The following is a 15170-nucleotide window of genomic DNA, read 5'->3' as shown; positions in this document are numbered from 1 at the left end:
TTCCTACTTATATTCTTCATCTAATAATTTTAAAAATTTCTCTACTTGCGGGAGTTCTGCCATTTGATGATCGTACGCGACATACGTCGAACGCGTCAATGGTACGTGGTCAATTTCTACTTTTTCAGTATGGAATTTCGATAGATCCATCGTCTTCGTAATAATCGTTGGCAGTACTGTCATCCCGACCCCTTTAAGTAATAATTCTCGGCACGTCGTCACTTGGTCAACATAGAGTTGAGGTTTATACGGTTTATTAAAACTCTTTTCAAAAAATTGTTTGAGCTGGTTAATATACCAAGGGTCTGCTTGAAATTCAATGAGTGGTTCGTTTTCAAGCGACTTATTTTTTGGCGCAACTAAATAGTGCTCATCCGTAAATAACAAACGATTTTCCAAATTTAATATTTTATTGCCACGTATAATCGCTAAATGATATCGATCGACGTTATCAATAATTTTTGAAGACGATCCAATCTCAAGCTGTATATCTACGTTCGGATATCGTTTTAAAAACTTCTCGAGTAACGTCGGCATAATCATATACCCAAGTAACGACGCCACTCCGATTTTTAATTTACCTTCAACTTTGTGTTTATTAATATGAATATTTTCTTTTAGTAAAAGCTCTGTTTCAACAATTTGTTTCGCATGCTCGATAATCTTCTCACCAGCACTCGTCTTAATGAGTTCCTTTTTTGTGCGGATAAAAATCTGCACTCCCCAGTAGTTCTCAATTGTCTTTAAACGCTGACTCACAGCAGGTTGCGATATATATAACGCTTCAGCTGCTTGGCGTAACGTCTTTTCTTTATCGAGTGTAACGAGCAGTTCGTAATCATCAAATCTCATTTTCTCTCTCCATCATTTCATACATAAACTGCCCTCTTTTAACGACCTCATCGAACTGATACTCTATTAAACGTTCGACGTATGATGCAACTTTATAGGCAAAATCTCTCTCTTCTGGTGTGACTTGGCCGTATTTTAATGCACGAATGATATCATCTTCATCGACGAGTTCGCTTCGGCCATCTGGTAGAGCTAGAACATCTAAATATAGATCTTCTCTTCTTGCTCGACCGAGTTCTAACGTGTTTGACTTATTTATATCAAAATAATATTGAACCGCTTCATCATTCTCATCGAACATTACTGTAAGACTATAGTGATCGCCTTCACCCATCATCGTAATCCATTTAAAATTATCATCCGCAACTTTAATCTTTTCACCAACAATCGTCACAGTCAGTGGATGATACACTGAATGAATATAATAGCATCCGATGAGAACCTTTTTACCTTCATATGTTGTTAATACTTCTTTATAGTCGGAATGTCTAATTCGGCGCCAGTCTTTTTTATTTAAATACTTTGTCTTCATCGCCTCATCTCCTTCTATAAGTATACAAAATTTATATCGTTAAAGTATAACTTAATACATTAAAAAGGAGAACCTTTCTGCTCTATAGCTATGTTTTTTACGAATATTTTAGTTGAAACAATGGTGTGCTGCAATTTGCGTCAACGAAATTAATTCATTTTTACGTAAATCGTTTTTGTGTTAAATTGTTTTTCATCTTTTAATACAAAATGCTTTTACGTAAAAAGAGGTGATGATTCGTTAACACAAACTCGCTAATCGTCAAACTAATCAACAGCTCGTTTACGCAAATGCAATTTGCGTAAAATTAACACACGAAACAACCTATCCCATCACGAAATTTTACGGATGAAAAACTAAAAAAGACTGTAGACAATGTCTACAGTCTTAAACTTTTACTTTACAACTACTGATAATTCAACATACATTAGTGAATCTCCGTCGTTGTAGTGATCTCCGATAATGTAGAGTGTATCTCCTGACATATCAAAGTTCATCTCGTTTAGTTTATTAAATTCTTCTTCTTTGTCTGCTTCAGCCACTTCGACAAAATCGTATTTTTTAGATACTTCACTGTACGATTTCGTTTTAATATCATTAAATAGTTGCTTCACATCATCTACTTTACTTAAATCGACTTTATATAGCATACTTCCGCTGTAATTATTAAACTCATAGTCGTGTTCTTTCATAAATGACTGAAGTGCTTTGTTGTATAGTGATGTCAGACCAGAATACGCACTAAATACCTTGTAATTCGTGTTCACATCTATATTAATAGTTCCCGTTTCAGCAAAAATGTCAGATTCTGTGTCGATGTTGTTCATCTCATTTTGGTAACCTTTAGCTAATACATTGAAATCTTTTAATGATATCTGTTCTGGATCAAACATCGTACTACCAATTGTCATTGTTGATATTGATTCAAACTTCTCACTTTTTACTTGATATAAAAAGTCTTTGTCTTTACTAAAGGATGGTATATCTGAATTGATAATACGCTTTCCGACGTCGCTTGATGCACTAATTTCTCCGAATTGTCGTGACACTACTTTACCATTTTTTAGTAAGTACGAAATTGTAACAGTTGGTGCGATTTCTTCATTATTTCTACCTGAATCCGTGCGTACAATTTCACTATGCAGATCACGCACTTCTTTAATTTTATCTGCTTCGATGTCGAACGTATAGTTTTCGTTAAATTTGTCTGAGTCTTCAACGTTGACATTGTGAATGCCATTTCCATCGTTATAGTTTACACCTTTAATGTCTGATTCATTCGGTATATAACTCGTATAACGATCCCAGTAAACGAAGAATCCAACTAGGAATAATACAACACTGATTAGTGTAATCATCGCTTCTTTTAATCTGAATTTGATGCGCACTGTGTCTTGAGTAAACATAAGTACAAATACGTATGTGACGACTGCACTAAACGTAATGATTAAGATCGATAACGTTCTGTAATCTGGTAAGAGTACTGATAATACACCACTTAATAGTAACATTCCGAGAATCGATAGTAATACGACGAGTACGTAGTACATAAATTGATAGTTAAACGGTTGGTTCACACGCTCGTTACGTCTAATTTTATATAGATAAGCACTACCGACGAGTAATCCGATAATTACGATTAACCAAACGATGAACGAACTTCCACCAAATCCGCCTTCGCCAAATGCTTTAAATAAGTATATGACTATACTTGTGTTTTCCATCGGTTCAAGTAGCGTTCTAAATCCACCAGCAGTGTATAGCATAATACCGTCAAAAAATGTCGCTGCATTAAATACAATCGCAAACCATAATACATAAGGTACAAACATCATGATGAGTATCATTTCGATATGCAGTGTGATTGAGTTTACGAACATCCCAGCAAACACACTGATAATAAATACCATTACTTGAGCAATCAGTATAAATAATAGCCAAACAGCGATATGCTTCATTGAAATTGATATACTGATAAATGATTTTTCAATCATGATGACGAATGCTGTAAGTAGTGTCGGCACTAAAATCGAGACGACACCAACAAAAAATCCACTATTAAAAATCGCGAGTCTCTTAATTGGAAGACTGTGGATAAAATCATTCGTGTCCGCTTTGTTTTTATAGTTATAAATTACGATCGCTAAAGTCGCACTGAAAATAATAGAAATAACTAAATGAATATGCCCATAAATGAATAATGCATTATCATTCCCAAAAGCCATTCCATAATCTTCAGCACCCATATTCAGTGATGATATATATATTGGTAACGGTAATGATAGTAATGATAATAAGAAATATCCGACCGTTAACCACATCACTGAACTCGTAAAGTTTTTAACGAGTACTTTATTCAACAACGATGTTTTCGATTGCATATCCTGTCTCCCCCATTTCATAAGCGAACATCTCATCTAACGTAATTGGTAAAATATCGTACATGAGTGGTTCGTATTTTGAAATATTTACTTCGACATTTTTAATGTCGCCTTTAATAATTGCTGTAATTACACGTCCTTGAATCGAGTGTTGGACGACGTTTAACTTTTTGTAGAACGATTCGTCTGGTAACTCTTTAAACGCGATTTGTAGTTTACAATGCGTATCTTTCATATCGTGAATACTGTTTGTGTACAGTACTTTTCCGTCGTGCATAATAGATATCGCATCACATATATTTTCCATTTCGAGTAAGTTATGGCTCGATAAGAATACTGTTAAGCCGTAACTTTCAACGTCCTGTAAAATGATATTCTTAATTTGTCTTCGAACGATTGGGTCTAACCCGTCAAATGGTTCGTCGAGTAATAGTACGTCTGGTTTAGATGAAAACGCGAGTATAAATGACGCTTGACGTCTCATCCCTTTAGACATTTCATTTAATGGTTTTTTCGGATTTAACTTAAAGTAACTATACAGCTTTTCAAAACGCTCGTCACTCCAGTTACTATAAATCGTCTTATAATGATTTGCCATTTGCATTAACGAAAACCCACTAAAGAAAAACGGCATATCTCCTATAAAAATTACACGGTTTTTCACGTCTATGTTTTCAAAAACAGGTGCGTCATCGAATAGTGCTTCACCTTCATCTGCTTTATAAATACCTGCTAATATTTTTAAAAGCGTCGTTTTACCTGCTCCGTTAGAACCGATAAGCCCGTGAATCGTTCCACTTTTGACGTTTAAGTCAACTTTATTTACTGCAAGTTCATCGATAAAACTTTTGCTGAGCTTGTGTGTATTTATGTTCATTTACTTAACCTCCTATATTTATACTTCGCAACGGTCGACAGCACGTTTGATATCTTCTTTAGTTTCATTCATATGTAATAGCTCGAGTACCACACGATTGAAACTTCCATACAGTTCTTTAATGTATTGGTTATTTTGAGTGTCATCGGCCATTTCTTGTACGTAACTTCCTTTTCCTGGAATCGAGTAAATGTATCCTTGTTGCTCAAGTTCACCATAAGCTTTTTGAATCGTATTCGGACTGATTGTCAGTTGACCCGCAAGCGCCCTTACTGATGGCATCTTTTCATCTGGTAATAATACTTGTTTAATAATCATTTCTTTTATATGATCAATCAACTGTTCATATATTGGGGTATCTTTTGAAAATCTTAAATCGAACATATTGCACCTCCATCTAACTGTCTCAATTAATATGATACAGTTAGTTTTAAAAAATTACAACTGTATTACTCAAATTAATACAGATATTTTTAAAATAAAAAATAGAAGTGGTAATCCACTTCTATTATTCTGGATTATTTTTAATATTTTCTTCAATAATCGTATCGTTGATAATCATTTCCATTTGATATATACGGCTCACTAAACCGTGAAGCGGTGCTTGAGTGATTGCATATATTGGCCATGGTAATGCAGGATCAAAATCATGTAATGCCATAATGAATGATTTTTCGTGTTTTAACTCTCTAAATTCTAACCAACTGTCACTTCTTTTAGCTAAACGTCCTCCGACGACGTCAAAAACGATTTGCCTTTCAGGTGTGTTTTTTCTACGCCTTAATGTGAGTAATGGTGTTCGAGATGTTTCTATCGTCATGTGGATTTCATCGCCAACAGACTCAATTTTAAACATACCGAAAATAATTTCGTCGAGCCATTTAAAGTAATATTTCATAACTCCTTCAAGCGTCCAACCTCTTGGTATTTCAGCGCGCTGTGCACTTCGCATCGTTTTGTTATGAGAGTTATTATATTTTAAACTTTTACCGAGGCGCTTCACTCTCGTATCAGTCGTTATCACGTTAACGTCATACGATGTCAACGTACGCTTCACGTCTTCATGCACTATTTCTTCTGAAATATAGATAATGTCTTTCACACCATTATATTCGGCTGCACGGCCGACGTTATCTGCAATGAGTTCAAAGAATGTATCGAAACGCCCTTGTGTGATTTTGCTAAACCTCATAATCGGATCTTCAAAAAATATAATTAAATCCATTCCTTTAACCACTTCAACCATATGTTCTAATTTATATGGATTTGAATAAATTGGGTGAATTTTATCTAACGTTTCTGTATCCTCTTTGTTCATAAACGCATACAGTTCATTTGTATCTTTTAAAGTGTCATACAGATTTCTACCGATTTCTCCGTATACACCAATAAGTAATATCTTTTTCATGCGTTACACCTCTTTAAAGTTTATACCTCTATCGAGTACTGCAAATACTACTAACAACACGATTAATACGATTGCCATGCTGAAAAATGGAATCGTAAACTGTTCAGTAAAGTACCCTGCAAGTGTAGAACCGACGACCGAACCAACAGAGAAGAACGCATAAAATATACCGTTCGCTTTCCCACGTTCACTCATCGTCGTAAATTGGCCGATTAATTTATTCATCGATGGGAATACGAGCGCATATCCTATTCCGTATATACCGAGTGCTGCGTACAACATGCTCATACCTTGTCCAAAGTGAATGAGAATCATCGCAAGCGAAATAATGACGAGACCGATTTTTATTAATCTGTTTACAGCGACTCGGTTAAACATATTATTTAACGGAGATCCAAATACGATTACAGCTGTAATTCCAAACACACTTAAAAGCATCCCTGTCACTCGATCATCTAATCCGAGCGACATCGTTTTAATCGGTAATGCAAAAGATAAAGCACCCATTGACGTCATTAACGCTAAAGACGAAATGTATGCAATGACTAACGGACGTCTCGTAATTAACGTCGTCCATTTCGTCTCATTATATTCTCTTCTCGACTGTACAGTTGTACTTTCTTTAACCGCAACAATCGTAAGTAAAAGCCCAACCACATACACAAGTGCAAGTATTAAGTACGTATTCGCGTATCCATACTTGCTAGAGAGGATACCTCCTGCTGCAGGACCGAAAATCGCAGCGAGTCCAATCGAAACACCAGTTAGCGCCATCGCTTTACCGATCGCTTCACGTCTAGAAATATCTTGAACTAAACTAAACGCAGCCGGCGTAATCATACCGCTCGTAAATCCGTGCACGACGCGAATACCAATTAACACACCAATCGTTGGCGTCGATATATATGAGCTAATAATTAGTACTTGTAGAATCATTCCAAGAAGAAGTGTTCTCTTCCTACCAAATCTATCAGAAAAATATCCACCGAGAACGTTACCGAGAACATTCGTTACAGAATACGCTGCAACGACGACACTCGCCATAAACTCACTTGCACCAAGTTCAAGCGCGTACGGCGTAACGATCGGGAATTGAACAAATAAATCTAAAAAACATATGATAATAATGACATATATTAACTTTCTCAAACTAAACCTTCCCTACATTTATGTAATAGCTCTATTATATTAAAAGAGATGCATAAAGTCATGATGTGGGGTTGAACAAAAAACGCTCCTGACTTTATCAGGAGCGTCGAACGTTATTTTTTACTTAAACTTTGGTCATATGCATCGATGATACCTGCAATAGCACCATCACCTGTGATGTTTGCTGCAGTTCCAAAGCTATCTTGTGCCATATATAATGCAATCATTAACGCGACTGCCGCTTCGTTGAAGCCTAAATGTGATACGAGTATTCCACTTGCCGCCATTACTGCGCCTCCTGGCACACCAGGTGCTGCTACCATCACGACACCAATGAGTAATACGAACCCGATCATTTTTAACATTCCAGGTGTATTATATTCAGGTAATACACTCATTACAGCAATAGAACATGATGTAATTGTAATTGCTGAACCTGATAAGTGAATGTTCGCTCCGAGTGGGATAACAAAATCTGCGATTTTGTCTCGTACTCCCATCTCTTTTGCTTTTGGTAGTGTGACTGAAATTGTCGCTGCACTACTCATTGTACCGAGTGCTGTTACGTATGCTGGGAGCATTGTTTTAATCATCTTAAATGGATTTTTACCAAGTAATGAACCTGCGATTGTATACTGAATTGTAATCCATATCCAGTGGAGTGCAATCGCGATGAGTAATACGACTCCAAATACAGAAAGTGTCTTAAACACTGTACCTGTAGATGCCATTCCAGCAAATACACCTGCGATGTAGAACGGTAAAATTGTAATGACTACTTTTTCGATTAAAAACTCAACGACCTGTTTACCGTCATGTATCCATTGTTTCATCGTCTCAGCTTTGATGATGTTAATGACGATACCAACTGAAAACGCAAGTACTAGCGCCGTTAAAATATCAAGTGGTGCTGGGATGTCGAACTCTAACAGTGGACCGAGCTCTGTTCCTTCCTCTTGAATTTGTCCGCCTTTAGTAACGATTGGCATTAAGAATTTAGCAACGACAAATGCTAAAAGTCCTGCACCAATTGTAGAGATGTATGCAACTCCTATCGTTGCACCGACAACTTTTCCGGCACCTCGTCCAATAGAAGAAACCCCGTCAGCAATAAAGAAAAATATAATTAACGGAATTAAAAAGAATATAAACGATCCGAGTATGCTTTGCATTGTGATGAATAGTCGTGTGACGATTTCCATAATGCTGTGGAACGTTGTGCCATCTGCCGAGAAGTAATAAATTGAACCAACAATAATTCCGGCAATGATTCCTGAAAATAACTTAAGGAGTAATTTCATTTTTTATCCTCCTAGTCTTATTTTAATTTCTAAAACACCTTTTCGTATGCAACATACCATTCATTTAAATTGTTATGAAGGTTTAGTTTACCTTTGTACTCGTATCCGCGCTTTTCGAATAGTTTTTGCATCGGTAGGTTATTTAGATTGGTGTCCGTATGGACACCGAGATACCCTTCATTTTTAAAGTGCGTTTCAACTTCGTCAAATAGTTTCGATGCGATACCTTGCCCTTGTGCTCTTGGGTCGACTGCTGCTCTATGAAAAGCAATACTATCTAATCTCGCCAGTTCCCATGGGATATCGTCGTACTCATACGCATGATGATTATCTGCAACTATAAATCCGAGTACTTCCCCATCTTCTTCATAAATATATAAGTTTTCGTTCTCTATGTCATTTAAAAGCGTGTCACGTGCTGGATAACTTTCGCTCCACTGGTTGTTTCCGCTTTCTTTCATCAGTATAACAACGGCATTTTTTATTGACATTATGTCGTCAATATCAGAATTTTTACCTTTTCTTATCCCCATTTTCATCTTCCTTATTAAAATCAGTGCTTTAAAATATTTCTTATACATGATATTATACAGATATATATATCAAGTTTGAAGACAATTTTAAAAAAGGCGGTGCCTAAATGTTTAAGTACGATAAAGACACAAAACCGTACCACATTAAGAATTTTATTTTTTACATTTTTGCTTTTATTGTTTTGGGAGCGATTTACTACTTCGCATTCCTACCACCATTACTTGACGCGACAAGCGGAGAATTCTTTAACGAATTTGGTTTTAGACAGTTTGTTGGAAGTATTTTCTTCCTTATCTTATTCGTCTTACCGTTCGCTTTAATTTACGGCGCGTTTTACCATTTCAAAGGTTTTACTGATAAAAATGTAAGAGCACATCAGAAGTAATTATTATTGATTACATAGTAATATCCTCTTAAGTAATAAACTTAAGAGGATATTTTTATGCTTTATATGCGATATCTTTTCTATAAAAGAAATCTGATGATTCGTATTTCACTTTAGATAATGTGTCGTACGCATTTTCTTTTGCTTCGTCGATTGTACCTCCGCGTCCAATCGCAAGTAATACACGGCCACCATTTGACTCATATGTGTCACCGTCTAAATGCTTTAATGCACTGACGTAAATATCAGCCATCGTACCTTTTTCGATTATGATCTCTTTTGCTTTCTCATAATCACCTGGATATCCTTCTGAAGCGAGTATGACGCCAACCGCATACTCATCTTTAAACGATAATTGAAGGGGTTGTTTATTGTACATACTTTCTAACAGTTCTACAAAATCTGTTTCTAATAAATCGAGAAGAATCTGTGCTTCTGGGTCACCGAATCTTGCGTTATACTCGATTGTTTTAACACCGTCTTTTGTAATAATAGCACCGAGATAAAGAACCCCGAAATAATTTAACCCTTCCTCAACCATCGCGTTTACCGTCGGACGTACAATTTTATCTACCGCTTCATCGATTATATTTTGAGAAATATAATCTACAGGCGCATATGCACCCATTCCACCAGTATTTGGTCCTTCATCGTTATCAAATGCACGTTTATGGTCTTGTGCGATAATGTTAAATGGCGTGAACGCATCACCATTTACGAGGACCATTAAACTAAATTCGTCACCGTCTAAAAATTCCTCGATGACGACTTCGCCGTCAGTTTCCATCAGTTCATCGAGCGCCTTCTGTGCTTCGCTTAAATCTTGAGCGATGATAACCCCTTTACCTGCTGCAAGTCCGTCTTTTTTAATGACGATTGGAAAATCTCCATTTTCTAAGTACGCAGTTGCTTTCGACTTATCTGTGAACACTTCGTAACTTGCTGTTGGGACGCTGTATTTTTTCATTAAGTGTTTTGTAAATGATTTAGACGACTCCATTTGTGCCTCTAGTTTTCTAGGACCAAATACTTTTAAGTTAAATTTGTCTTCGAGTCTGTCTACAATGCCTTCAGATAATGGATCTTCTGGACCAACAACGACCCATTCAATATTTTTCTCTTTACAAAACTCACCAATTTGGTCGAATTCAGAAACTGGGATACCTTCGACAAGCGTCGCTTCCGTCATTCCGTCATTCCCAGGTAACGCAAATACTTCATTTACTCTATCTGAACGATTCAATGCACGCACAATCGCGTGCTCTCGTCCGCCACTTCCAATAACTAAAGTATTCATATATTATTCTCTCCTAATGTTTAAAGTGTCTCATACCAGTTGTGACCATCGTCATATCATGTGCGTCACAGTAATCAATCGAATCTTGGTCACGCTTAGATCCACCTGGTTGAATAATTGCGTTGATGCCTGCTTCGTGTGCGACTTGTACAGAGTCTGGCATTGGGAAGAACCCATCACTTGCCATAACGACCGTACCATCTAACTCTTTTGTTGCACGTTCAATCGCAATTTTTAACGCACCGACACGGTTCATTTGACCTGCACCGATACCGACTGTACGATGTTCATCAGCAAGTACAATCGCGTTTGATTTTACGTGCTTAACAACTTCTAACGCGAGAGCAAGTGCACGGTATTCACTGTCTGTCGGTTCTTTTTTCGTTACGACTGTTACGTCATCCATATTTAACGGAGCGTTATCTCTATCTTGGATTAAATACCCACCTGATACGCTAACGATTTCTTCATCGCCTGTTTGTTCAGTGAAGTCAATTTCTAATACACGTAAGTTCTTTTTCTCTTGAAGTTTTTCTAATGCCGCTGCAGTGTACTTAGGTGCAATTATCACTTCTAAAAAGATTTTGCTTAATGCTTCTGCTGTTTCTAAATCGACTTCTTTGTTTAACGCAACGATTCCACCGAATATTGACTGTGGATCTGCGTCATAAGCATTTTGAAACGCGTCGTAAATCGTATCGCCAACGCCGACACCACACGGGTTCATATGTTTAACAGCAACTGCTACAGGACCGTTAAATTTACGCGCGAGTAAATACGCACTATCTGCGTCACGGAAGTTGTTGTATGATAGCTCTTTTCCGTTTAAAATCTTTGCATTTAAAATCGTGTTCGGTGCACTTGTCGTACGAATATAACGTGCTTTTTGGTGCGGGTTCTCACCATAACGAAGTGTTTTTTCAGCTTGACTAAAGAAGTTCGTGATTGCTTGGTCATAATTTGTCGTATGTTTAAATACTTTAACCATTAGCTCTCTTCTAAAATCTTCTGTTAAGTCATCGGTTTGAATTCGGCTAATGACCGCATCGTAATCAGCTGGGTTTACTACTGCGAGTACGTGTTTATAGTTTTTAGCCGCTGCACGTAACATCGTCGGACCACCGATATCGATATTTTCAATCGCATCTTCAATCGTTACGTTTTCATCTTTTACCGTCTCTTCAAACGGATAAAGGTTAACGACAACCATGTCGATTAAATCAATATCTTGCTCTTTTAACTCGTCTAAATGAGACTGTTTACTACGATCAGCAAGTAAACCACCATGTACTGCTGGATGTAATGTCTTCACTCGGCCATCCATAATTTCAGGGAAGTGCGTGAGTTCTGACACACTTTTTACAGGGACGTTCGCGTCTTCTAACGCTTTAAGCGTACCTCCTGTACTAAATAATTCGTAGCCGTTATCTACGAGTTTCTGTCCAAATTCAGTAATTCCTGTCTTATCTGAAACACTGAGTAACGCTCTCATTCTTTTACCTCCAACACTTTTTTAAGCGCGCGAATATATAACTTATATTCGGCTTCGTGAATTTTCTCTTCAAAACTTTCTAACGTATCGTCATCTCTTAAAACTACTGGTTCTTGATCGATAATTTCACCAGTATCGATACCACTGTCGACGTAATGCACCGTAACTCCACTGACTTTTACACCGTAATTATAAGCATCTAATATGCCGTTTTTACCTTTAAAGCTCGGTAATAACGACGGGTGGATATTAATGATTTTACGGTCGTATCGTTCGATAAATTCTGCCGATAAAATTTTCATAAATCCTGCGAGTAATATGTACTCGATATTTTTGTCTTTTAAAACATTTAATATTTCTGCTTCAAACTCTTCTTTAGTTTTACCGCTTCTTTCGACAATTTCATACGGTACATTTAAACGTTTTGCGCGTTCAATTGCTTTTGCGTCTTTATTGTCGACAATTAATACTTTTATAGACAGTGGTAAGTCGCTCGTCGCGATATTTTCAAAGTTACTTCCGCTTCCTGAAGCGAAAACTGCAACATTAACCATGGATTGTAAGTCCTTCTTCATTCACTACTTTACCTAAAACGACTGGACTTTCACCTGACGCTTTTAAGTTTTCAAGTGCTTTGTCTTTATCGTTTTCATCGACGACAATCATAAAACCTACGCCCATGTTAAAGACGTTATACGCCTCGTCACGGTTAATGTTTCCTTGGTCGATTAACCACTCTAAAATCTCAGGTACTTTAACGTCTGTCACGTCCACTTCAGCACCGAGCCCTTCTCTTAACGCACGTGGAATGTTTTCATAGAAACCTCCACCTGTAATATGGCTCATCGCTTTAATTTTAACGTCTTCTTGGAGTTTTAGTATTTGTTTGACGTAGATTCGAGTTGGCTCGAGTAGTAAATCGATTAAAGGCGTACCGTTTAACGTATCGTTTACGTCAACGTTGTTATCTTTAATGATTTTACGAACGAGTGAATATCCATTTGAATGAATACCACTTGAGGGTAACCCGATAATGACGTCTCCAGCATTGACGCTATCAAAATCAACATATTCTGATTTCTCAACCGCACCGACTGCAAATCCTGCGATATCATACGCACCTTCGTCGTACATATCACCCATTTCAGCAGTTTCTCCACCGATTAACGCACATCCTGCTTGTTTACAACCTTCACTGACACCTTTAACGAGATCAGCAACTTGTTCAGGGACTACTTTATTTACAGCAATGTAGTCTAAAAAGTACAGTGGCTCTGCACCTGTCGTTAAAATATCGTTCACGCACATCGCAACTGCGTCAATTCCAATCGTATCGTGGCGATTTGAGTCGATCGCAAGTTGTAACTTCGTACCAACACCATCCGTACCCGATACGAGTACTGGCTCTTTTAAATTTAACTGCGATAAATCAAACGCTGCACCGAAGCCTCCAAGACCTCCGAGTACTTCTTTACGCATAGTTTGTTGTACGTGCACTTTCATTTGTTTAACCGCTTCATACCCTGCTTCAATATCTACGCCAGCTTGTTTATATTGCTCAGACATAATTAAACTCCTTTAGATTTTTGTTCTTTTTCTTGTGGTAATAAATCGTCCACAACTTCAATCGGATAATCTCCTGTAAAGCATGCGTCACACTCACCTCTAGAACCGAATTGTCTATAGACGTCATGCATACTTTCGACAGATAAATACGTGAGAGAATCTGCATCAATTTCTTCACAAATTTCTTCAACAGACTTTCTTGAAGCGATAATCTCTGCATGAGTTGAGACGTCGATACCGTAATAGCACGGATCTTTTAACGGCGGCGACGAGACACCCATGTGCACTTCTGTTGCGCCTGCTTTTCTCAGTGCGCGAACGATATACTTACTCGTCGTCCCTCTCACTATTGAATCATCGATGACGATGACTCGTTTCCCTTCAACGATATCTCTCACCGGAGATAACTTCATACGTACTGCACGTTCTCTAGCTTCTTGACCTGGTGTAATAAACGTACGTCCGACATATCGATTTTTAAGTAGTCCAGCCTCTTGTTTAATACCAGATTCTGATGAAAAACCTCTCGCTGCAGCGAGACTTGAATCGGGCACCCCGATAACGAGATCTGCTTCATGTTTAAACTCTTTCGCAAGTGCAGCTCCGAGCGCTTTACGAATACGGTATGTGGACTGATGACGAAACTCTGAGTCTGCGCGCGCAAAATAAATATATTCCATCGAACATAAATTTGGACGCTCGACATAAGAGTACTTATCAAAGTCGATACCGTCGTCAGTAATCGTTATAAATTCACCTGGTTCAATATCACGGACATACTCCGCACCGATTGCAGTAAATGCACACGTTTCACTCGCGACACACCACGCATCGTCAATTCGTCCGAGCATTAACGGACGAACACCGTGGTTATCCATTGCAATCGTTAAACTATTTTCTTGTAGTAGTAAAAATACAAAAGCACCTTTGACTTGTCTAAGTGCACTTTTAATTCTATCTTTATTAGTTCTTGCTTTAGATCGTTTTAAAAGATGCGCCATCACTTCGACGTCTGTCGTCGTTTGAAAGATTGACCCTTCAGATTCTAAAGCTTTTCGTAATTGTATCGCGTTCGTTAAGTTACCGTTATGACATATACCTAAGTCACCAGAATAACTTTTTAGTAATATCGGTTGGACGTTTGCGAGTTCAGACGAAGTTTTTGTCGCATAACGGACGTGTCCAATCGCATTTTTAAACGGCTTTAATGACTCGAGCTGTTCTTTAGATATCGCGTCATTTAAAAGGCCCATACCGCGCGCACCAAATAAGTAGTCCTCATTTGATGCGACGATACCTGCACCGTTTTGTCCTCGATGTTGTAAACTATGGAGCGCGATATATGTGAGTTCTGATGCATTTTCATGACCCCATATACCAAACACGCTAAATTCCT

Annotated in this window: 15 protein-coding genes; 1 reads left to right on the top strand and 14 read right to left on the bottom strand. The window is 37.7% G+C overall.

What is annotated here, in order from left to right; genetic code table 11:
- Nucleotides 1-3: 3 nt before the first annotated feature.
- From CJ229_RS07460 to CJ229_RS07420, 9 genes are all read right to left on the bottom strand, one after another.
- On the bottom strand, nt 4-852 hold the full coding sequence (locus CJ229_RS07460) for a LysR family transcriptional regulator (protein ID WP_068129700.1): 849 nt from the start codon (nt 850-852) through the stop codon (nt 4-6).
- Nucleotides 842-1384 (bottom strand): ribonuclease FAU-1 family protein, encoded by a 543-nt coding sequence (locus CJ229_RS07455; RefSeq protein ID WP_070710112.1) that lies wholly within the window; start codon nt 1382-1384, stop codon nt 842-844. Before CJ229_RS07455 ends, CJ229_RS07460 begins: the two co-directional genes overlap by 11 nt.
- Before the next feature lie 395 nt (nt 1385-1779).
- Complete coding sequence (locus tag CJ229_RS07450) at nt 1780-3765, bottom strand: ABC-2 transporter permease (protein ID WP_102167776.1); 1986 nt, start codon at nt 3763-3765, stop codon at nt 1780-1782.
- Complete coding sequence (locus CJ229_RS07445; protein ID WP_068129692.1) at nt 3737-4642, bottom strand: ABC transporter ATP-binding protein; 906 nt, start codon at nt 4640-4642, stop codon at nt 3737-3739. The genes CJ229_RS07450 and CJ229_RS07445 overlap by 29 nt, the downstream gene beginning before the upstream one ends.
- Nucleotides 4643-4660: 18 nt before the next feature.
- On the bottom strand, nt 4661-5026 hold the full coding sequence (locus tag CJ229_RS07440; protein WP_040929525.1) for a GntR family transcriptional regulator: 366 nt from the start codon (nt 5024-5026) through the stop codon (nt 4661-4663).
- 124 nt (nt 5027-5150) lie between these two features.
- On the bottom strand, nt 5151-6050 hold the full coding sequence (locus tag CJ229_RS07435; RefSeq protein WP_102167775.1) for a hypothetical protein: 900 nt from the start codon (nt 6048-6050) through the stop codon (nt 5151-5153).
- 3 nt (nt 6051-6053) lie between these two features.
- Nucleotides 6054-7199, bottom strand: a complete 1146-nt coding sequence (locus tag CJ229_RS07430; protein WP_102167774.1) for an MFS transporter — start codon at nt 7197-7199, stop codon at nt 6054-6056.
- A gap of 113 nt (nt 7200-7312) precedes the next feature.
- A complete protein-coding gene (locus CJ229_RS07425; RefSeq protein WP_102167773.1) occupies nt 7313-8500 on the bottom strand; it encodes a dicarboxylate/amino acid:cation symporter in 1188 nt (395 codons plus the stop codon).
- Nucleotides 8501-8529: 29 nt separating this feature from the next.
- Nucleotides 8530-9033, bottom strand: coding sequence for a GNAT family N-acetyltransferase (locus CJ229_RS07420; RefSeq protein ID WP_180953420.1), 504 nt, complete (start codon nt 9031-9033; stop codon nt 8530-8532).
- A gap of 107 nt (nt 9034-9140) precedes the next feature.
- Here CJ229_RS07420 and CJ229_RS07415 point away from each other — a divergent pair, with 107 nt between their 5' ends.
- A complete protein-coding gene (locus CJ229_RS07415; RefSeq protein WP_040929530.1) occupies nt 9141-9419 on the top strand; it encodes a hypothetical protein in 279 nt (92 codons plus the stop codon).
- A 55-nt stretch (nt 9420-9474) separates the two neighbouring features.
- Here the strand turns inward: CJ229_RS07415 and purD are convergent, their stop codons facing one another.
- Genes purD through purF form a run of 5 tightly spaced genes read right to left on the bottom strand, consistent with a single transcriptional unit; the run spans nt 9475 to nt 15159 of the window.
- Complete coding sequence (purD, locus tag CJ229_RS07410) at nt 9475-10716, bottom strand: phosphoribosylamine--glycine ligase (RefSeq protein WP_102167771.1); 1242 nt, start codon at nt 10714-10716, stop codon at nt 9475-9477.
- A 13-nt stretch (nt 10717-10729) separates the two neighbouring features.
- Nucleotides 10730-12208: a bifunctional phosphoribosylaminoimidazolecarboxamide formyltransferase/IMP cyclohydrolase gene (gene purH, locus CJ229_RS07405; RefSeq protein WP_068129673.1), complete on the bottom strand. Its 1479-nt coding sequence runs from the start codon at nt 12206-12208 to the stop codon at nt 10730-10732.
- Nucleotides 12205-12783 carry a phosphoribosylglycinamide formyltransferase gene (purN, locus tag CJ229_RS07400; protein WP_317846551.1) on the bottom strand — a complete coding sequence of 193 codons (579 nt, stop codon included), beginning with the start codon at nt 12781-12783 and terminating at the stop codon, nt 12205-12207. Before purN ends, purH begins: the two co-directional genes overlap by 4 nt.
- Nucleotides 12755-13774, bottom strand: a complete 1020-nt coding sequence (purM, locus tag CJ229_RS07395; RefSeq protein ID WP_102167769.1) for a phosphoribosylformylglycinamidine cyclo-ligase — start codon at nt 13772-13774, stop codon at nt 12755-12757. Before purM ends, purN begins: the two co-directional genes overlap by 29 nt.
- 2 nt (nt 13775-13776) lie before the next feature.
- On the bottom strand, nt 13777-15159 hold the full coding sequence (purF, locus tag CJ229_RS07390) for an amidophosphoribosyltransferase (RefSeq protein WP_371440541.1): 1383 nt from the start codon (nt 15157-15159) through the stop codon (nt 13777-13779).
- Nucleotides 15160-15170 lie beyond the last annotated feature (11 nt).

This window comes from Nosocomiicoccus massiliensis (assembly GCF_002871345.2).
GTDB lineage: Bacteria > Bacillota > Bacilli > Staphylococcales > Salinicoccaceae > Nosocomiicoccus > Nosocomiicoccus ampullae_A.
The sequence above is the reverse complement of the archived record's forward strand: the minus strand, read 5'-3'. Positions and strand labels throughout refer to the sequence as shown.